Origin of the sequence: Janthinobacterium sp. KBS0711 (assembly GCF_000988085.1) — a bacterium.
Classification (GTDB): domain Bacteria; phylum Pseudomonadota; class Gammaproteobacteria; order Burkholderiales; family Burkholderiaceae_D; genus Janthinobacterium; species Janthinobacterium lividum_E.
The window spans coordinates 1-19,124 of sequence record NZ_LBCO01000005.1 but is presented as its reverse complement, the minus strand read 5'-3'; the positions used below and the strand labels follow the sequence as shown (position 1 = coordinate 19,124).

Annotated in this window: 13 protein-coding genes, 1 tRNA gene and 1 pseudogene; 3 read left to right on the top strand and 12 right to left on the bottom strand. The window is 58.1% G+C overall.

The features are described 5' to 3' along the window. Positions 1 to 111 precede the first annotated feature (111 nt). From VM94_RS02770 to VM94_RS02760, 3 genes are all read left to right on the top strand, one after another. Positions 112 to 1,932, top strand: coding sequence for a DUF885 domain-containing protein (locus tag VM94_RS02770; protein WP_046682087.1), 1,821 nt, complete (start codon positions 112 to 114; stop codon positions 1,930 to 1,932). 169 nt (positions 1,933 to 2,101) lie between these two features. Beyond that, positions 2,102 to 3,202: an SRPBCC family protein gene (locus VM94_RS02765; protein ID WP_052755479.1), complete on the top strand. Its 1,101-nt coding sequence runs from the start codon at positions 2,102 to 2,104 to the stop codon at positions 3,200 to 3,202. Continuing rightward, complete coding sequence (locus tag VM94_RS02760) at positions 3,199 to 4,374, top strand: zinc-dependent alcohol dehydrogenase (RefSeq protein WP_046682086.1); 1,176 nt, start codon at positions 3,199 to 3,201, stop codon at positions 4,372 to 4,374. The genes VM94_RS02765 and VM94_RS02760 overlap by 4 nt, the downstream gene beginning before the upstream one ends. 47 nt (positions 4,375 to 4,421) lie before the next feature. On the opposite strand, the gene VM94_RS02755 is transcribed toward VM94_RS02760, so the two are convergent. The 12 genes and pseudogenes from VM94_RS02755 to VM94_RS27640 form a co-directional block, all read right to left on the bottom strand. Continuing rightward, complete coding sequence (locus VM94_RS02755) at positions 4,422 to 5,261, bottom strand: HDOD domain-containing protein (RefSeq protein ID WP_046682085.1); 840 nt, start codon at positions 5,259 to 5,261, stop codon at positions 4,422 to 4,424. 76 nt (positions 5,262 to 5,337) lie between these two features. Continuing rightward, the gene (locus VM94_RS02750) at positions 5,338 to 6,126 is read right to left on the bottom strand and encodes an ArsR family transcriptional regulator (RefSeq protein WP_235432798.1); all 789 of its coding nucleotides are present in this window, start codon (positions 6,124 to 6,126) and stop codon (positions 5,338 to 5,340) included. A 444-nt stretch (positions 6,127 to 6,570) separates the two neighbouring features. Then, positions 6,571 to 10,812, bottom strand: coding sequence for a DNA-directed RNA polymerase subunit beta' (gene rpoC / locus VM94_RS02745; protein ID WP_034753138.1), 4,242 nt, complete (start codon positions 10,810 to 10,812; stop codon positions 6,571 to 6,573). A gap of 109 nt (positions 10,813 to 10,921) precedes the next feature. Next, a complete protein-coding gene (gene rpoB / locus VM94_RS02740; protein WP_046682083.1) occupies positions 10,922 to 15,028 on the bottom strand; it encodes a DNA-directed RNA polymerase subunit beta in 4,107 nt (1,368 codons plus the stop codon). Between the two features lie 244 nt (positions 15,029 to 15,272). Then, on the bottom strand, positions 15,273 to 15,644 hold the full coding sequence (rplL, locus tag VM94_RS02735; RefSeq protein WP_034753136.1) for a 50S ribosomal protein L7/L12: 372 nt from the start codon (positions 15,642 to 15,644) through the stop codon (positions 15,273 to 15,275). Positions 15,645 to 15,711: 67 nt separating this feature from the next. Then, positions 15,712 to 16,251: a 50S ribosomal protein L10 gene (gene rplJ / locus VM94_RS02730; protein ID WP_034753621.1), complete on the bottom strand. Its 540-nt coding sequence runs from the start codon at positions 16,249 to 16,251 to the stop codon at positions 15,712 to 15,714. A gap of 320 nt (positions 16,252 to 16,571) precedes the next feature. Further along, on the bottom strand, positions 16,572 to 17,267 hold the full coding sequence (rplA, locus tag VM94_RS02725) for a 50S ribosomal protein L1 (protein WP_046682082.1): 696 nt from the start codon (positions 17,265 to 17,267) through the stop codon (positions 16,572 to 16,574). After that, positions 17,267 to 17,701 (bottom strand): 50S ribosomal protein L11, encoded by a 435-nt coding sequence (gene rplK / locus VM94_RS02720; protein WP_034753131.1) that lies wholly within the window; start codon positions 17,699 to 17,701, stop codon positions 17,267 to 17,269. Before rplK ends, rplA begins: the two co-directional genes overlap by 1 nt. 115 nt (positions 17,702 to 17,816) lie before the next feature. Beyond that, positions 17,817 to 18,443 (bottom strand): transcription termination/antitermination protein NusG, encoded by a 627-nt coding sequence (gene nusG / locus VM94_RS02715; RefSeq protein WP_034753130.1) that lies wholly within the window; start codon positions 18,441 to 18,443, stop codon positions 17,817 to 17,819. After that, positions 18,443 to 18,826, bottom strand: a complete 384-nt coding sequence (gene secE, locus VM94_RS02710; protein ID WP_010394308.1) for a preprotein translocase subunit SecE — start codon at positions 18,824 to 18,826, stop codon at positions 18,443 to 18,445. The genes nusG and secE overlap by 1 nt, the downstream gene beginning before the upstream one ends. Positions 18,827 to 18,858: 32 nt before the next feature. Then, a tRNA-Trp gene (locus VM94_RS02705) sits at positions 18,859 to 18,934 on the bottom strand. A gap of 66 nt (positions 18,935 to 19,000) precedes the next feature. Beyond that, positions 19,001 to 19,124 (bottom strand): annotated as a pseudogene (locus VM94_RS27640) (elongation factor Tu); the annotation flags it as partial.

Genomic DNA, 19,124 nt, shown 5'->3' with positions numbered 1-19,124 from the left:
TCCAAACGTACTGTGCAATGGCGTATGCTTACGCCCCGGCTGCTCGATCGCGACCGGCCACCCCGACCCACAACGCCTCCGTTCATACCCTCCTTACAAAGGACATCGCGCATGAAGCATCGTTTTGCCGCCGGCACCCTCGGCACCCTGGCCATCTCCCTGTTGCTCGCCTACGCGCCCATGGCGCAAGCGGCCCAGCCCGCTGCCAAAACAGCCGTCGCGCCCGCCGTCAGCGCGCCAAAAGCAAAGCAACAACTACAAGTGCTGGCCGACACATATTACGATGCACAGGCCCGTTTCGAGCCGATCAATGCCACCGAAAGCGGCGACAACCGCTTTGATGACCAGCTCGGTTCAGCCATCGTGCCCGCCGCGCGCGCAAAACAGTTCGCCCTGTACCGCCAGTACCAGAAGACCCTGCGCAGCATTGCCCGCGCGCAGCTGTCGCACCAGGACCAGATCAACTACGACATTCTCGACTATGAGCTGGCCACGGCCCTGAGCTTCGAGCGCTTTCCGGAATACCTGCTGCCATTGAACCAGATGGACAGCATGCCCGTTACCCTGGCCAATTATGCGGGCGGCGAGGCATCGCAGCCTTTGACCACGGTCAAGGAGTATGACGCTTACCTGAGCCGTATCGGCCAGTTGCCGGGCTGGATAGACCAGGCCATCGCCAACATGAAGGTCGGCATGCAAAAGGGCATCGTGCTGCCGAAGGCGCTGACGGAATCGGCGCTGCCGCAATTCAAGAAGCTCGTCAGCGCCACGCCGCAGGACAGCGTCTATTACACGCCCATCAAGAACTTGCCGGCCAGCTTTTCCGACGCGGACAAGGCGCGCCTGACGCAAACCTATACCGTCATCATCGAAGCCAAGCTGATGCCCGCGCTGCAGCGCCTGTCCACCTTCATGGAACGCGATTACCTGCCGGCCGGCCGCGCGAGCAGCGGCTGGAGCGCCCTGCCCGATGGCGCGGCTTGGTACCAGGCGCGCGTGGCCAGCAGCACCACGACGGATTTGAAACCGGAGCAGATCCACGCCATCGGCTTGAAGGAAGTGGCGCGCATCCAGGAACAATACGCGATCGTGGGCCCGAAGATGGGCTACAACGGCCCGGCCGCCGGCTTGCCGGTGTGGGTGTCGGAACAGGCGAAATACCGCCCGTTCAAGACGGAACAGGAAGTGCTCGACGTCTACCGCAAGCTGAACGTGCTGCTCGACAGCAAATTGCCCGCCCTGTTCACCCTGGTGCCGAAAGCGCCGCTGGATTTGCGCCTGGAACCTGAACTGAGCCGCGACACGGCCGCCGACCACTACACGGCGCCGGCCGCCGACGGTTCGCGCCCCGGCGTGTTCTGGTCCGTCGTCACGGATCCGAAACTGTATGGCGACACGGGCATGACCACCTTGTTCCTGCACGAAGGTAAACCTGGCCACCATTTCCACCTGGCGCTCGTGCAAGAGATGGACTTGCCGAACTTCCGCCGCTTCGGCGGCAACAATGCCTTCACGGAAGGCTGGGCCCTGTATGCGGAAACCCTGGGCAAGGAAATGGGCCTGTTCGAGGATCCGGCCCAGTATTTCGGCCATTTGAACGACGAGATGCTGCGCGCCGTACGCCTGGTGGTCGACACGGGTTTACACACCAAGGGCTGGACGCGCGAGCAGACGATCAAGTACATGCGCGACACCCTCGGCTATGACGCCGTGGCGAAAAGCGAGACGGAACGCTACATGGCCTGGCCGGGCCAGGCGCTGGGCTACAAGATCGGTTCCCTGAAGATCGTCGAACTGCGCCAGCGCGCGCAGCAAGCCTTGGGCGACAAGTTCAGCCTGCCCAAGTTCCACGAAGTGGTGCTGAGCGACGGCACCCTGCCCCTGAAACTGCTGGAAGCCAAGGTCGACCGGTGGATTGCGCAGCAGAAGTAAACTAACCCACTCCTGTGAGAACGGCAGCGCCAAGCGGGGCTGCCGTTTTTTTTCGTGCCGATATTTGATCTGGCGCAGATCCCTTCACAAAACAGCGCATCGCGCGCACGCCTGCCGGAACGCGTACCAGACCATGCTGCCTAATTCCCATACACTGAAGGGAGGCAGCATGCAAAACGAAGACATCAGCGATGGCGCCACGGCGCGTCCGCCAACATGGCGGCAGCAGTCAGAAATACCAGCGGAAACATCCGGCTCGTCCGGGAATGGGCACGACGCCATTCTTCACTACACGAGCGCGCGCGGCCAGTCCGATACACGGCCACAGCGGCACATTCCCGACGATACCCCGCGCGGCAACCGTGCCCTGATCGCGGCACTTGGCTGGCTCAGCATCGGCCTGGGCCTGGCCCAGCTGGTGGCGCCGCGCGGCCTGGCGCGGGCCAGCGGCTTGCGTGGCGTCTCATCTTTATGGATACGCGCCATCGGCCTGCGCGAAATGGCTTGCGGCGTGGCCTTGCTGCGCGGAGAAAGCAGGCCGGCATGGCGCTGGTCGCGCATCGCCGGCGACGCCATGGACCTGTCGCTGCTGGGCGTGGCCATGGCCAGCCGGCGCCATGCGCGCACACGCCTTGCGGCGACGGCGGCCGTGGTGGCAGGCGTGACGGCCATCGACTATATCGCCAGCACACAACTGGCGCCGCGCAAGCTGAGCGAATTGCCTGCACCCGGCGAAGAGGGGCTGGCGCTGCAAAAGAGCGTCATCGTCAACCGTTCCGCCGACGATTGCTACCGCGCCTGGCGCGACCTGGAAAACCTGCCCCGCTTCATGCCGGGCCTGCAGTCGGTACAGGTAATCGATGCGCGCCGCTCGCGCTGGCACAATGTCGAAGGCGAGTGGATAGGCGAACTGACAGACGAGCGTCCGGGCCAGGGCATGCGCTGGCGCGCGGCGGAAAACCATGCGGAAACGGGCGCGCTGGAACTGTCGCCCGCACCGGACGGCCAGGGCACCGTGGTGACCATGCAACTGCACATGCAGGCGCCGGTCGGCAAGGTGGGCGCGGCCGTGGCCGGCCTGTTCAGCCAGGCGCCCGCCTACCAGATCGAGACCACCCTGCGCCGCTTCAAGCAGTGGATGGAAACGGGCGAGGTCAGCACCACCGAGGGCCAGCCATCGGGCAAGCGCAGCTTCAAGGCACGGCTGCTGAGCAAGGCTGGCAACAAGGCAAATGCTGCAGGCACGCAAACGAATGGAGGTGTGTCATGAAAGCCAATTGCTGGCACGGCAAGCGCGACGTACGGATCGAACACGTGCCCGATCCCGCCATCCTCAATCCCGGCGACGCCATCCTCAAAGTCAGTTCCACGGCCATCTGCGGCTCCGACCTGCACCTCTACAATGGCGTCGTGCCCACCATGGAACAAGGCGATATCCTCGGCCATGAGTTCATGGGCGAAGTGGTGGAAACGGGCTCCGCGGTACGCAAGCTCAAGGTGGGAGATCGGGTGGTGGTGCCGTTTCCCATTGCCTGCGGACGCTGCTTCTTTTGCGAGCAACAGCTGTATTCGGTGTGCGAGAACTCCAATCCCAACGCCTACATGGCGGAAAAGATGTGGGGCCACTCGGGCGCGGGCATCTTTGGCTATTCCCACCTGACGGGCGGCTATGCGGGCGGCCAGGCCGAATATGTGCGCGTGCCGTTTGCCGACGTCGGCCCCATCAAGGTACCGGACGAGCTCAAGGATGAACAGGTACTCTTTCTCTCGGACATACTGCCGACCGGCTACATGGCGGCCGAAGCCTGCGGCATCGCGCCGGGTCAGGTGGTGGCCGTATGGGGTTGCGGCCCCGTGGGGCAGTTCGCCATCCAGAGCGCCTTCCTGCTCGGCGCCGAGCGCGTCATCGCCATCGACCATTACCCGGAACGCCTGCGCATGGCGCGCGAACTGTCCGGTGCGGAAACCCTGCATTTCGATGCCGTGGACGTGCCCGACGCCCTGCGGGAAATGACGGGAGGACGGGGACCCGATGCCTGCATCGATGCCGTCGGCATGGAAGCGCACGGTTCCGGCATCAGCTATATCTATGACCGCCTCAAGCAGACGATGAAACTGGAATCGGACCGTCCCACGGCCCTGCGCGAAGCGTTGATGGCGTGCCGCAACGGCGGCGTCGTCTCGGTGCCGGGGGTGTATGGCGGCTTCAGCGACAAGATCCCGTTTGGCTCCATCATGAACCGTTCATTGACCATCAAGACGGGGCAGACACACGTGCAACGCTACATGCAGCCGCTGCTGGAACGGATACAACGGGGCGAGCTCGATCCCGGCGCCATCATTTCCCACCACCTGACCCTGGACGAAGCCCCGCACGGCTACGAGATCTTCCAGAAGAAACAGGAGCAATGCATCAAGGTGGTATTGCACCCCGGCCCTTGACCTGCGCTGGCAGGCAACGTGGCCGGATCAGATGAGCAATGCGTATTTCAGACGAGCAGCGCGGCGCTCATCGAGCGCACTTCCTCGTTTGACTCGGCCAGGATGCTTTGCAGGGTGTCGTTGTCGATAATGAAATCGATGACGGAATCGGAAGGCGTGAGCATTTCCACGTACGTCACCTGCAAGGGCGACTGCACGGGCGACAGCTGCTTGGCCAATAACAAGGTGTCGAGCAGGGAGTCGGGCGGTATCGATAGCAAGCCATCGCGCAAGCCTTCGATGGCTTCGCTCACTGCCAGCGGGATCAGCAGCTTCTTCATGACTTCGCGGGAAATGATTTCTTCTGCCGACTCCATCCAGTGATCCGCATCGTCGTCGAGCAGGCCGGGGAATTCGTCGGCACGCGACAGCAAGTAAAAACCGCCCACCTCATGCACGATGCCAGCGAACAGCGCCGTGTCGGCATCGACGTGCGTCACGCGGCGGGCAAGCACGTGGGCCAGTGCCGCCACATGGGCAGTGTGTTCCCACAGCTGGGTCGCCTTCTGGCGCAGGACGGGGTCGATGATCTTGCTGCCGAACTGGCGCACCACCATGGCCGCCACCAGCGCGTACAGATTGCGGTAACCCATGCGCATGACGGCGGCGCGCACGCTGGTCACGGGTGCGGCATCGCCGCGGCTGTACACGGCCGAGTTGGCCAGCGCGACCGTGCGCGCCGCCAGCAAGGGCTCGGCCAATACCAGCTTGATCGCATGGTCGATGTGGCAGTCCGGCTCAGCCAGGGCCAATTGCAATTGCAGTGCGGAATTCACACTCGTGGGAAACGTTAATTCTCCACGCACTGCCTGGGAAACAATTAAACCGAAAGCCTGTAGTTTGTTCATCATACGATCAATCCGCCTCAGATATTATTCTGACCAACAATTTCAAGCATCAGAAATTGAATGCCAGGCCCGGCCTTTAGAATACAGAAGGCATGTGATTCGCTTGTAATGAAGCATCAGGTAATGCCAGCGCATGCAATAGCGATTCATCGCCGATGACAAACAGCTTCGGCTGCTGTAATACCTGCAGCAGAAACGGCTGGCCTTCGCGCAGCCGCCGGCGATAATCGGCCAGCGTATATAGGTTGGGATTGATTTTACGCCGTAAGGTTCGCTCGGCCGGGGCCAATCCCGTCAACAGATCGCCATAATTGGCTTCTTCGCCCACCAGCAGCAAATCGATGGCGCTGCCAGGCATGTCCTGCCCCTTCGCTGTGGCGCCCGACACGAAGGCCAGATGCAGCTGGGCACGCAAAGGCGCCAAGGTCATGCTGAGGACGCCGACGATGCCGAAGGTTTTCTGCACCAGTCCGCTCAACTCCGGATACACGAGGCTTTCCTTGTTGGGCCAGAAGCGCCGCACGTTGCCGATCCGCTCCGACGTAATCAGCCCTGACTCATGCAGCCGGCGCAGTTCCCGCTGCGCCGACGCGCTGCCCAGTCCCGTCAAGCGCATGATCTCGTTCAAGTGAAAACCTTCATTCACGCGAACAAAGAGCAAACCCAGCAGTTTCTGCTGGGCCGGAGTAAACAGGGCTTGGGCAATCATGCGCCAAATCTTAGCATGAATGAACTGGAAACTGGCGTGGCGAAGGCAATTGGGCGTGACGCCACAACAACGCCGTGTTGCGCCGTCACCGGCAACTGGGCGAGCCCATGCGCAACGCATGGCGTTGACACAGCAACAGGCAGTTTGCAGATACATCCCTTGTGAGCGCTCACTTCAGATTCGCTGGCACGCCGGGCGATTCTCCCGCCCCACCGCGTGCGCCAGTCAGGCAGCGACTGCATCACCCCGTCCAAGATCATCAATTCAAGCATGCTCGGCGAACAGTAACTCGGCCATACTGATACCAAACAGGATGAATACCAATAAAGTTTTGATTCGCAATCTCGGCCATTAATAACAGCATGGCTCAGCATTAGTTTCAATACCTGGCTCACTTTTCATTTACTCAGACGACTCATACTTCAATTTGCCATATAAATGACGTTTTACGGTAGCGATAATGCTGGATATAAATTTTTGATAAAGCACCACGATGATTTCCGTATTCCGCGCTATACGTACCCATGTTTTTAAATAAACGCTCAGGCATAAAAAAAACGGCACCCGAAGGTGCCGTTTTTTGTCAGCTAGCAGCGTAGATTACGCTTCGTCGCCGTGGTGTTGCTGGGTTTCGATGTCCTGCAGCGCTTCGGCAGCTTCGCCAGCCATCGAGGCTTTCTCGGCCAGCAGCAGTGCTTGACGCTCTTCCACTTCCCACGCTTCTTTCTCTTTGCGTGCGCGGTGGAAGGCCAGGCCCGTACCGCCAGGAATCAGGCGGCCGACGATGACGTTCTCTTTCAGGCCGCGCAGACCATCGCGCTTGCCCATGATCGCCGCTTCGGTCAGCACGCGGGTGGTTTCCTGGAACGATGCGGCCGAGATGAACGAATCGGTCGACAGCGATGCCTTGGTAATACCCAACAAGACGTTTTCGTAGGTCGCTGGAATCTTGTTCTCAACGGCCATGCGATCGTTCTCGTCCAGCAGTTCCGAACGCTCTACCTGCTCGCCAACGATGTAGTTGGTGTCGCCGGCATTGACGATCTGAACACGACGCAGCATCTGACGCACGATCACTTCGATGTGCTTGTCATTGATCTTCACGCCTTGCAGACGGTACACGTCTTGCACTTCGTCAACGATGTAACGTGCCAGCGCTTCGATACCCAGCAGGCGCAGGATGTCTTGCGGATCGGCTGGGCCGTCCACGATCATCTCGCCCTTGTTCACGACTTGGCCGTCATGCACCAGCACTTGTTTGTCCTTGGTGATCAAGAACTCATGCTTGTTGCCGTCCATGTCCGTGATTTCCAGACGCTGCTTGCCCTTGGTTTCTTTACCGAACGCAACCGTACCCGTGACTTCCGCCAGCATACCGGCATCTTTCGGCGAGCGCGCTTCGAACAGTTCGGCAACGCGTGGCAGACCACCGGTAATATCGCGCGTTTTTTGCGATTCGGTAGGAATACGTGCCAGCACTTCACCAACCGATACCTGTTGACCGTCCTTGACCATGATCAGCGCGCCGACCTGGAAGCCGATCGCCACCGAGTGTTCGGTGCCGGCGATCTTGACTTCTTCGTTCGCGTCGTTGATCAGCTTGACTTGCGGACGCAACGTTTTCGTCAACGAACCGCGACGTTTCGCATCGATCGCCACCAGGGTGGACAGACCGGTCACTTCGTCGACCTGACGGGCTACGGTGACGCCTTCTTCGACGTTCTCGAAACGCACTTGACCGGCGTATTCGGTAATGATCGGACGGGTCAGCGGATCCCACGTTGCCAGGGCCGTACCGGCCTTGATGACCATGCCGTCCTTGACGATCAGGGTCGCACCGTACGGTACTTTATGACGCTCACGCTCACGGCCATGGTCGTCGGTGATCAGCACTTCGCCGGAACGGGAAATGACGATTTGCGCGCCCTTGCCGTTCGTCACGTAACGCATGGTTGCCGTGAAGCGGATGGTACCGTTCGACTTGGCTTCCACCGACGATGCCACTGCCGCACGCGAAGCCGCACCACCAATGTGGAAGGTACGCATGGTCAGCTGGGTACCAGGCTCACCAATCGACTGCGCAGCCACCACACCGACGGCTTCGCCGGCGTTGACCAGCATGCCGCGGCCCAGGTCGCGGCCATAACACTTGGCGCACAGGCCGAAGCGCGTGTCGCAAGTCAGTGGCGTGCGAACCTTGACTTCATCGATGGACAGACGCTCGATCTCTTCGACCATGTCTTCGTCCATCAAGGTGCCGGCTTCGTACAGCGTTTCCTGGGTTTCAGGATTGACGACGTCATGCACCACCACGCGGCCGAGGATACGGTCACGCAACGGTTCGATGACTTCACCACCTTCGACCAGTGCCTTCATGACGGCGCCGTTCATGGTGCCGCAATCATCTTCGATCACCACCAAGTCTTGCGTCACGTCAACCAGACGACGCGTCAGGTAACCGGAGTTAGCCGTTTTCAGCGCCGTATCGGCCAGACCTTTACGAGCGCCGTGGGTCGAAATGAAGTACTGCAAAACGTTCAGACCTTCGCGGAAGTTCGCGGTAATCGGCGTTTCGATAATCGAGCCATCCGGTTTGGCCATCAGACCACGCATACCGGCCAACTGGCGAATCTGGGCTGCGGAACCGCGCGCGCCGGAGTCGGCCATCATGTAAATGGCGTTGAACGATTCTTGCGTCGACTTGGTGCCGTCGCGGCGGATCACGTCTTCGACTTTGAGCTGGTCCATCATGGCCTTGCCGACTTCATCCGAGGTTTTGCCCCAGATATCGACTACCTTGTTGTAACGCTCGCCGGCGGTCACGAGACCCGAGGCGTATTGCTGTTCGATCTGCTTGACTTCCGATTCGGCCGTCGCGATCAAGGTGACTTTTTGCGGCGGTACCAGCATGTCGTCGACGCAGATCGAGATACCGGCGCGTGTCGCCAGGCGGAAACCCGATTGCATCAGTTTGTCTGCGAACACCACGGTGGCGCGCAGGCCGCACTTGCGGAACGACGTGTTGATCAGCTTGGAAATTTCTTTCTTTTTCAGCGCGCGGTTCAGGACGGAGAACGGCAGGCCTTTAGGCAGAATTTCCGACAGGATCGCACGGCCGATCGTCGTTTCGTAGCGCGTTACCGTTTTCTCGAATTCGCCCGTTTCGGCGTTTTTCGGGTATTCGGTAATACGCACGGTGACGCGGGTCGTCAGTTCGACTTCCTTGTTGTCGTAGGCGCGGATCACTTCCGACACGTCAGGGAACATCATCCCTTCGTTCTTCGCATTGATCGCTTCGCGGGTCGCGTAGTACAGACCCAACACGATATCCTGGGAAGGAACGATCGATGGTTCGCCGTTCGATGGGAACAGGATGTTGTTCGATGCCAGCATCAAAGTGCGTGCTTCCATCTGCGCTTCGATCGACAGAGGAACGTGGACCGCCATTTGGTCACCGTCAAAGTCGGCGTTGAATGCGGCGCAGACGAGCGGGTGCAACTGGATGGCCTTGCCTTCAATCAGGACTGGCTCGAACGCCTGGATACCCAGACGGTGCAAGGTAGGTGCGCGGTTCAACATGATCGGATGTTCACGGATCACGTCTTCCAGAATGTCCCACACGACCGGCTCTTGAATCTCGACCAGCTTTTTGGCGGCCTTGATCGTGGTAGCCAGACCCATCAGTTCCAGTTTATTGAAAATGAATGGTTTGAACAGTTCCAGCGCCATCAGTTTCGGCAAGCCGCACTGATGCAGTTTCAATTGCGGGCCCACGACGATGACCGAACGACCGGAGTAATCGACGCGTTTGCCCAGCAAGTTTTGACGGAAACGGCCGCCCTTGCCCTTGATCATCTCGGCCAAGGACTTCAGCGGACGCTTGTTGGCGCCGGTCATCGCTTTGCCGCGACGGCCGTTGTCCAGCAGCGAATCGACTGCTTCTTGCAGCATGCGCTTTTCGTTGCGCGTGATGATCTCTGGAGCGCGCAGCTCCATCAGGCGTTTCAGACGGTTGTTACGGTTGATGACGCGGCGATACAGATCGTTCAGATCCGAGGTCGCGAAACGGCCGCCATCCAGCGGTACCAGTGGACGCAGTTCCGGCGGCAGCACTGGCAGCACTTCCATGATCATCCAGTCAGGCTTGATGCCCGAACGTTGGAATGCTTCCAGCACTTTCAAGCGCTTCGCGTATTTCTTGATCTTGGCTTCGGATTTCGATTCCTTCAGTTCCACGCGCAGGGTTTCGGCATCGCGGTGGATGTCGATCGAGCGCAGCAGTTCACGGATACCTTCGGCGCCCATGAAGGCGGTGAAGTCGTCGCCGTACTCTTCGTACTTGGCGGCGTAGTCGTCTTCCGACATGATCTGGCACTTTTTCAGCGGGGTCATGCCTGGATCGGTCACGACGTATGCTTCAAAGTACAGCACGCGTTCGATGTCCCGCAGGGTCATGTCCAGGACCATGCCCAGACGCGACGGCAGCGATTTCAGGAACCAGATGTGCGCGGTCGGCGAGGCCAGCTCGATGTGGCCCATGCGCTCGCGGCGCACTTTGGCCAGGGTGACTTCGACGCCGCACTTTTCGCAGATCACGCCGCGGTGTTTCAGGCGCTTGTACTTGCCGCACAGGCATTCGTAATCCTTGATCGGGCCAAAGATCTTGGCGCAGAACAGGCCGTCGCGCTCAGGCTTGAAGGTACGGTAGTTGATGGTTTCCGGCTTCTTGACTTCGCCGTAGGACCACGAACGGATTTTCTCAGGCGAAGCGAGACCGATCTTGATTGCATCGAAGGTCTCGTTGGTCTGTACTTGCTTGAATAGATCGAGCAGTGCTTTCATGTATCACTCCAGAGGTGATTAAATTTCTATATTCCTGAGACTACATTGCCCGGCGTGGTTTCCCAGCCGGGCTTTGTACTACTCACACCAAATGACAGATGGCTGTCTTTTAGTTGCGTTCGAGGTCGATATCGATACCCAGCGAACGGATTTCCTTGACCAGCACGTTGAACGATTCCGGCATGCCGGCGTCGATCACGTGGTCGCCCTTGACGAGGTTCTCGTACACTTTGGTACGGCCATTCACGTCATCGGACTTGACGGTCAACATCTCTTGCAAGACATACGACGCGCCATACGCTTCCAGTGCCCAGACTTCCATCTCACCGAAACGCTGACCACCGAACTGGGCTTTACCGCCCAGTGGCTGTTGCGTCACCAGCGAGTAAGGACCGGTCGAACGCGCATGCATCTTGTCATCAACCAAGTGATGCAGTTTCAGCATGTGCATGACGCCAACAGTGACCTTGCGCTCGAACGCTTCACCGGTGCGACCGTCATACATGGTCACCTGGTTTTTCGAAGCGGTCATGCCCAAGTTCTTGGCGATGTCGTCCGGATACGCCAGGTCCAGCATGCGGCGGATCTCTTCTTCATTGGCGCCGTCGAACACTGGCGTGGCAAATGGAACACCTTTTTTCAGGTTTTCCGCCAGCTTCATGATCTCTTCGTCGTCGAAGTCGTTCAGATCTTCCGCGCGGCCGTTGTCGTTGTAGATCGTCGTCAGGTACTTGCGCACTTGCTCGACCTTGGTTTGCGCCTTCAGCATTTCGCCGATGCGGATACCCAGACCCTTGGCAGCCCAACCCAGGTGAGTCTCGAGAATCTGACCAACGTTCATCCGCGAAGGAACGCCCAGCGGGTTCAGCACAACGTCGGCTGGCGTGCCGTCGGCCATGTATGGCATGTCTTCCACAGGAACAATACGGGAAACCACACCCTTGTTACCGTGGCGACCTGCCATCTTGTCGCCCGACTGCAGGCGGCGTTTCACGGCCAGGTACACCTTGACCATTTTTTGCACGCCTGGTTGCAGCTCATCGCCTTGCGTCAGTTTCTTGCGCTTCTCTTCGAAGGCCAGATCGAACTGGTGACGCTTCTCGTTGATCGATTCCTTGATCGCTTCCAGCGCTACCGCTGCATCGTCGTCCGCAGGGCGGATGTCGAACCAGTGGTATTTGTCCAGATCGGCCAGGTATTCCTTGGTGATCTTGGCGCCTTTGGCCAGCTTTTTAGGGCCGCCGTTGACAACTTTGCCGATCAGCATTTTTTCCAGACGCTGGAAGGCATCGCCTTCAACGATACGCATCTGGTCGTTCAGATCCAGACGGAAGCGTTTCAGTTCGTCATCGATAATTTGCTGGGCACGCTTGTCGCGCACGATGCCTTCACGGGTGAAGACTTGCACGTCGATCACGGTACCGATCATGCCCGAAGGCACGCGCAGCGACGTATCTTTCACGTCCGAGGCTTTTTCGCCGAAAATCGCGCGCAGCAGCTTCTCTTCCGGGGTCAGCTGGGTTTCGCCCTTCGGCGTCACTTTACCAACCAGGGTGTCGCCGGCCTGGACTTCAGCGCCGATGTAGACGATACCGGACTCATCCAGACGTGCCAGCTGATTTTCAGCCAGGTTCGAGATGTCGCGCGTAATTTCTTCCGCGCCCAGTTTCGTGTCACGGGCCACCACCGACAACTCTTCGATGTGAATCGAAGTGTAGCGGTCGTCCTTGACGACGTTTTCCGAGATCAGGATCGAATCTTCGAAGTTCAGACCATTCCATGGCATGAAGGCCACGGTCATGTTCTGGCCCAGCGCCAATTCACCCAGGTCGGTCGATGCGCCGTCGGCGATCACGTCGCGCTTGGCAACACGGTCGCCCACTTGCACGATAGGACGCTGGTTGATGTTGGTGTTCTGGTTCGAACGGGTGTACTTGATCAGGTTGTAGATGTCGACGCCCACTTCACCAGCGGTCGCTTCGTCATCGTTGACGCGAATCACGACACGGCCCGCATCGATGTAATCGACGATACCGCCACGCAACGCTTGCACGGTGGTGCCCGAGTCGACCGCAACGGTGCGTTCGATACCGGTACCGACCAGCGCTTTTTCCGGACGCAAGCAAGGCACAGCCTGACGTTGCATGTTGGCGCCCATCAATGCACGGTTCGCATCATCGTGTTCGAGGAACGGAATCAGCGAGGCAGCGACGGAAACGATCTGGCCTGGGGCAACGTCCATGTACTGGATGCGCTCCGGGGAGACCAGGATGGTTTCGCCAGCTTCACGGGCCGAGACCAGTTCATCGGACAGCATGCCGGCGTCGTTGATGGTCGCATTCGCCTGAGCGATGATGTAGCGACCTTCTTCGATGGCGGACAGATAGTCGATCTGATCGGTAATCTTGGAGCCTTCGACCTTGCGGTACGGGGTTTCCAGGAAGCCGTATTCATTCAGGCGGGCATACAGAGCCAGCGAGTTGATCAGACCAATGTTCGGACCTTCCGGTGTCTCGATCGGGCAGACGCGGCCGTAGTGGGTCGGATGCACGTCGCGCACTTCAAAGCCGGCGCGTTCGCGTGTCAGACCGCCGGGTCCCAGAGCCGATACGCGGCGCTTGTGGGTAATTTCCGACAGAGGATTGGTTTGGTCCATGAACTGCGACAGCTGGGACGAACCGAAGAACTCGCGAATCGCGGCCGAAATCGGCTTCGAGTTGATCAGGTCGTGCGGCATCAGGTTGTCCGCTTCGGCTTGGCCGAGGCGTTCCTTGACGGCGCGCTCAACACGCACCAGGCCGGCGCGGAATTGATTCTCGGCCAGTTCGCCCACGCAACGTACGCGACGGTTACCCAGGTGATCGATATCGTCGACTTCGCCGCGGCCATTGCGCAGTTCCACCAGGATCTTGATCACGGCCAGCACGTCTTCGTTCGACAGGGTCATGGCGCCGGTCAGTTCATCGCGGCCAATGCGGCGGTTGAACTTCATGCGGCCCACGGCCGACAGGTCGTAGCGGTCCGAGTTGTAGAACAGGCCGTTGAACAGCGCTTCAACGGAGTCTTCCGTTGGCGGCTCGCCTGGACGCATCATGCGGTAGATCGCCACTTTCGCAGCCATCTGGTCGGCGGTGTCGTCGATACGCAGGGTTTGCGAAATGTAGGCGCCCTGATCCAGGTCGTTCGTGTACAAGGTCTGGATTTCGGAAATGTTGGCGTCGCGCAGGCGGCCCAACAGATCTTCGGTCAGCTCATCGTTCGCGGAAGCGACGACTTCACCGGTGTCGCCATCGACGATGTTCTTCGCCAATACGCGGCCCAGCAGGTAGTCTTCCGGTACGGAAATGTGCTTGATGCCGGCAGCTTCGATATCACGCACGTGTTTTGCGTTGATACGCTTGTCTTTCAGCACCAGGGTCTTGCCCGACTTGTCGACGATGTCGAAACGCGCCACTTCGCCGCGCAGACGTTCGGCAACAAATTCCATTTCCGCGCCTTCGGAGCGCAGGTTGAAATTGTCGAAGACAAAGAAATTGGCCAGGATTTGCTCATGCGACATGCCGATGGCTTTGAGCAGGATCGTTACTGGCATCTTGCGGCGGCGGTCGACGCGGAAGAACAGGATGTCTTTCGGGTCGAACTCGAAGTCCAGCCACGAACCGCGGTAAGGGATGATACGCGCGGAGAACAGCAGTTTACCGGACGAGTGGGTCTTGCCGCGGTCATGCTCGAAGAACACGCCAGGCGAACGGTGCAGCTGGGAAACGATAACCCGCTCCGTGCCGTTGATCACGAACGAACCGGTGGTCGTCATGAGCGGCAATTCGCCCATGTAGACTTCCTGTTCCTTCATCTCTTTGACGACGGGCTTGGTTGGCGATTCCTTGTCCAGGATCACCAGGCGCACTTTCGCGCGCAGCGGCGACGCGAACGTCAGGCCACGTTGTTGACATTCTTTGACGTCAAAGGCAGGATCGCCCAGAACGTACGACAAGAATTCGAGACGCGCAAAACCATTGTGCGACACGATAGGGAAAATCGAAGTGAAAGCCGACTGCAGGCCATCATTCTTGCGGCCGGACGGTGCTATGTCCTCTTGCAAGAAGCTATGATAAGACTCGAGCTGGGTCGCCAGCAGGAACGGAACGTGGTGAACGTTGGCGCGCTTCGCGAATGATTTGCGAATGCGTTTCTTCTCAGTAAATGAGTAGTGCATGGACACTCCGTGAGTGACAGAAAGGATAGAAAATTCAGGTTTTGCAAGTGTTCGTTTGCACCGCTGCGTGTGACACAGACGAAACCTCAAGGCTCTGCTTTCCGGCTTGAATCGAATAAAAACTGCTGCTACAACTACATGACAAATACGATGCAGACGACAAAGGAGCCAAAGTCGGATTTCCCCCCTTGCGAGGGGAAACCTCAGACTTTGACTCGGGCGCTAACTGCCGCCGGTACAGATATTACTTGATCGAAGCGGTTGCGCCGGCTTCTACCAGTTTCTTCTGTGCTGCTTCAGCGTCAGCTTTCGACACTGCTTCTTTCACAGTTTTTGGTGCGCCATCGACCAGGTCTTTAGCTTCTTTCAAGCCCAGGCCGGTGATTTCGCGAACTGCTTTAATAACGCCAACTTTGTTTGCGCCGAAGGTGTCAAGGATGACGTTGAATTCGGTTTGTTCTTCAGCTGCTGCTGCTGGGCCTGCTGCAGGACCGGCCGAAGCCATAGCTGCTGCGGACACGCCGAATTTTTCTTCGAATGCTTTAACCAGGTCGTTCAGGTCCATTACGGACATGGCGCTAACTGCTTCCAGGATATCGTCTTTGCTAATTGCCATTTTGAAACTCCTAAATTTATTACGTTAGTTACATCAGATTGGTACTGAGAGAAAAAAGCGCGCGCAATTAAGCGGCTGCTGGGGCTTCTTCTGCTGCTGCTTCTGCAGGAGCTTCGGCGCCTTCGCCTTTTTTCGCTGCCAGGGCAGCCAGACCACGTGCAAAGCCCGAAACCGGAGCCAGCATAACGCCCAACAACTGCGAAATGAGGACTTCACGGCTAGGAATGCTCGCCAACGCGGTGACAGCAGCTGTATCCAGCGGCTTGCCTGCGTAGTTACCTGCTTTGATGACCAGTTTGTCGTTGGTTTTAGCGAAGTCAGCGATGACTTTAGCTGCTGCAACGGCATCGGCCGAGATCGAGTAGATCAACGGGCCGGTCATGGCATCTGCCAGGCTGGCGAATGCGGTACCTTCAACGGAGCGACGAGCCAGAGTGTTTTTCAACACACGCAGGTACACGCCTTGGGCACGCGCTTTAGCACGCAGTTGCGTCAAGTGACCAACCTGGATGCCACGATATTCGGCCACGACGATCGTTTGCGCATTTGCTACTTGTGCGGAAACTTCGGCGACGACGGCCTTTTTGTCATTCAGATTGAGACTCACGGTCAACCTCCTTAAATGATGTTCGGCAATCACAACCGAGTGGTTGAGCGCCTTGCATCGGTTCGAACACGGCGTCCGAAGTCAAGAAGTACTAAACTGAGCGGATGGATTCACGCAGCATGAGGACTACAAAACTTGTTCGGGTACACCATCTGCGTTGGGCACTTGCCGTTGCCGGCAAGCCTATTAACCTTCTGCATGTGCGATCGCAGTCGGCCCAACGGTCTTTGATTGTCTGCCTGCCTGGTGCGAACACCGGGCAGACAGCCCAAAGATGCGCCCGCAGCGCCCGAAGGCGCTACAGGACTTGATTCTGTTACTTAAGCTGCCAGGCTAGCCTGGTCAACACGGACGCCAGCGCCCATGGTCGACGACAGCGAAACTTTGCGCAGGTACACGCCTTTGCTCGATGCTGGCTTGGCTTTGTTCAGTGCGTCGATCAGTGCGACCAGATTCGATCTCAGATCTGCGTCAGCGAACGATTTACGGCCGATGGTAGCGTGGATGATACCGGATTTGTCGGTACGGTACTGAACTTGACCGGCTTTCGCGTTTTTCACGGCGGTAGCGACGTCAGGAGTAACAGTGCCAACTTTCGGGTTAGGCATCATGCCGCGTGGGCCCAGGATCTGACCCAGGGTACCAACGATACGCATGGTATCTGGCGAAGCGATAACGATGTCGAAAGGCATGTCGCCGGCTTTGATCTGCTCAGCCAGGTCTTCCATACCAACGATGTCGGCGCCAGCTGCTTTGGCAGCTTCCGCTTTTTCGCCCGACGCGAATACTGCAACGCGCACGGTTTTGCCGGTACCAGCTGGCAGCACGACGGAGCCGCGCACCACTTGGTCAGATTTCTTAGGATCAACACCCAGTTGTACCGATACGTCGATCGATTCATTGAACTTGGCCGTTGCGCACTCTTTGATCAGAGCGACAGCGTTGTCGAAAGCGTACACTTTGGTACGGTCGACTTTGGCTTTCAAAGCCTTGATACGTTTGGATAACTTAGCCATTATACAACACCTTCCACCGTGATACCAATCGAACGAGCGGAACCAGCGATGGTGCGTACAGCAGCATCCATGTCGGCAGCGGTCAGATCAGGGGTTTTCAATTTAGCGATTTCTTCAGCTTGTGCGCGGGTCAGCGTACCGACTTTGTCGGTATGTGGCTTCGGCGAACCTTTGGTGATCGCAGCAGCTTTTTTGATCAGGTAGGTTGCTGGAGGCGTCTTCATCACGAACGTGAAGGACTTGTCAGCGAACGCGGTGATCACGACTGGAATTGGCATGCCTGGCTCCAGACCTTGGGTCTGTGCATTGAAGGCCTTGCAGAATTCCATGATGTTCAGACCACGTTGACCCAGAGCTGGACCGATTGGTGGGGATGGGTTTGCTTTACCAGCTGGCACTTGCAGCTTGATAAAACCAATGATTTTCTTTGCCATGATGGCTCCTATCTTGGATTGAGTAGTAGCGCCCCGCCGATCCTACCCTGGCGGGGCTCCTCTGACCGGATTTCGCTGAGACCGCTGCGACGCTCCTGGTGGCGCTTGATAATACTTAAACTTTTTCGACCTGGCCGAATTCGAGCTCCACCGGGGTAGCGCGGCCGAAAATGGTGACCGAGACGCGCACTTTGGATTTCTCGTAGTTGACTTCTTCGACATTGCCGTTGAAGTCGGTGAACGGACCATCCTTGATGCGGACTTGCTCGCCCACTTCGTACAAGGTTTTTGGACGGGGCTTTTCAACACCTTCCTGCATCTGCTTCATGATGCCGTCGATTTCGCGCGCGGAGATCGGCGTCGGCTTGTTCGACTTGCCACCAATGAAACCGGTAACCTTGCTGGTGTTCTTGACCAAGTGCCAGCTCTCGTCCGTCATTTCCATTTCAACCAGCACATAGCCAGGATAGAAACGACGTTCGGTGACGGACTTCACACCATTCTTGACTTCGACAACTTCTTCGATCGGCACCAGGATCTGGCCGAACTGGTCTTGCATGCCCGCGCGCTCGATGCGCTCGGTCAGTGCGCGCATGACGCTTTTTTCCATGCCGGAATAAGCATGCACGACATACCAGCGCTTGCTGCTGACTGGCACGCTCAGCGCTGCACCAGTGTCCGCTACCGGAGCGTCGCCCGGAACGGACTCGTCCGCCGCTTCATCATGCACATTTTCGCTCATTATTTTTTCCAACCAAGAATTACGTCATACAACAAAAACTCGAGCAATTTATCCGTACCCCACAGGAAAATCGCCATGACCAGCACAAAGGCAAACACGATCGCAGTAATCTGCGTGGCTTCTTTGCGGGTAGGCCAAACGACTTTCTTGGTTTCGCGCACAGCTTCTTTGGCGAAATTGAGAAATTCACGGCCGGTCGTCGAGACATACAAGAGCGCAACAGCAATAACCAAACCAGCCACAAGCGCGCTTGCACGCACCAGAGCTGGTTGGCCTGCCAGGTAATAAAACCCGACTACTCCTGCAATCGCAGCCACTATTGCCAGCGCGACTTTTATCTTGTCACTCGACGTGCTAACGGTTTGCACGGATTGATTTGACATTTTTCTACTTTCGGTGCCCTGCACCTTGACGGTGGCAGGGACGGAGGGCATCGAACCCCCAACCTTCGGTTTTGGAGACCGACGCTCTGCCAATTGAGCTACGTCCCTACGTAAAACTTTCGAGGAGTGCTATTCTACCACCCAGGACGCCCCGGGTGGAAGCATAACATTTCCTTATGCGAGGATTTTTGCAACCACGCCGGCGCCGACGGTACGGCCGCCTTCACGGATAGCGAAGCGCAGACCTTCTTCCATCGCGATCGGGTTGATCAGCTTGACGGTGATCGACACGTTATCG

Excerpts from the sequence above, each read along its gene's own strand:
- VM94_RS02770 (WP_046682087.1), top strand. The coding sequence starts at position 112 with ATGAAGCATCGTTTTGCCGCCGGCACCCTCGGCACCCTGGCCATCTCC.
- VM94_RS02765 (WP_052755479.1), top strand. The coding sequence starts at position 2,102 with ATGCAAAACGAAGACATCAGCGATGGCGCCACGGCGCGTCCGCCAACA.
- VM94_RS02760 (WP_046682086.1), top strand. The coding sequence starts at position 3,199 with ATGAAAGCCAATTGCTGGCACGGCAAGCGCGACGTACGGATCGAACAC.
- VM94_RS02755 (WP_046682085.1), bottom strand. The coding sequence starts at position 5,261 with ATGAACAAACTACAGGCTTTCGGTTTAATTGTTTCCCAGGCAGTGCGT.
- VM94_RS02750 (WP_235432798.1), bottom strand. The coding sequence starts at position 6,126 with ATGTATCTGCAAACTGCCTGTTGCTGTGTCAACGCCATGCGTTGCGCA.
- rpoC (WP_034753138.1), bottom strand. The coding sequence starts at position 10,812 with ATGAAAGCACTGCTCGATCTATTCAAGCAAGTACAGACCAACGAGACC.
- rpoB (WP_046682083.1), bottom strand. The coding sequence starts at position 15,028 with ATGCACTACTCATTTACTGAGAAGAAACGCATTCGCAAATCATTCGCG.
- rplL (WP_034753136.1), bottom strand. The coding sequence starts at position 15,644 with ATGGCAATTAGCAAAGACGATATCCTGGAAGCAGTTAGCGCCATGTCC.
- rplA (WP_046682082.1), bottom strand. The coding sequence starts at position 17,267 with ATGGCTAAGTTATCCAAACGTATCAAGGCTTTGAAAGCCAAAGTCGAC.
- rplK (WP_034753131.1), bottom strand. The coding sequence starts at position 17,701 with ATGGCAAAGAAAATCATTGGTTTTATCAAGCTGCAAGTGCCAGCTGGT.
- nusG (WP_034753130.1), bottom strand. The coding sequence starts at position 18,443 with ATGAGCGAAAATGTGCATGATGAAGCGGCGGACGAGTCCGTTCCGGGC.
- secE (WP_010394308.1), bottom strand. The coding sequence starts at position 18,826 with ATGTCAAATCAATCCGTGCAAACCGTTAGCACGTCGAGTGACAAGATA.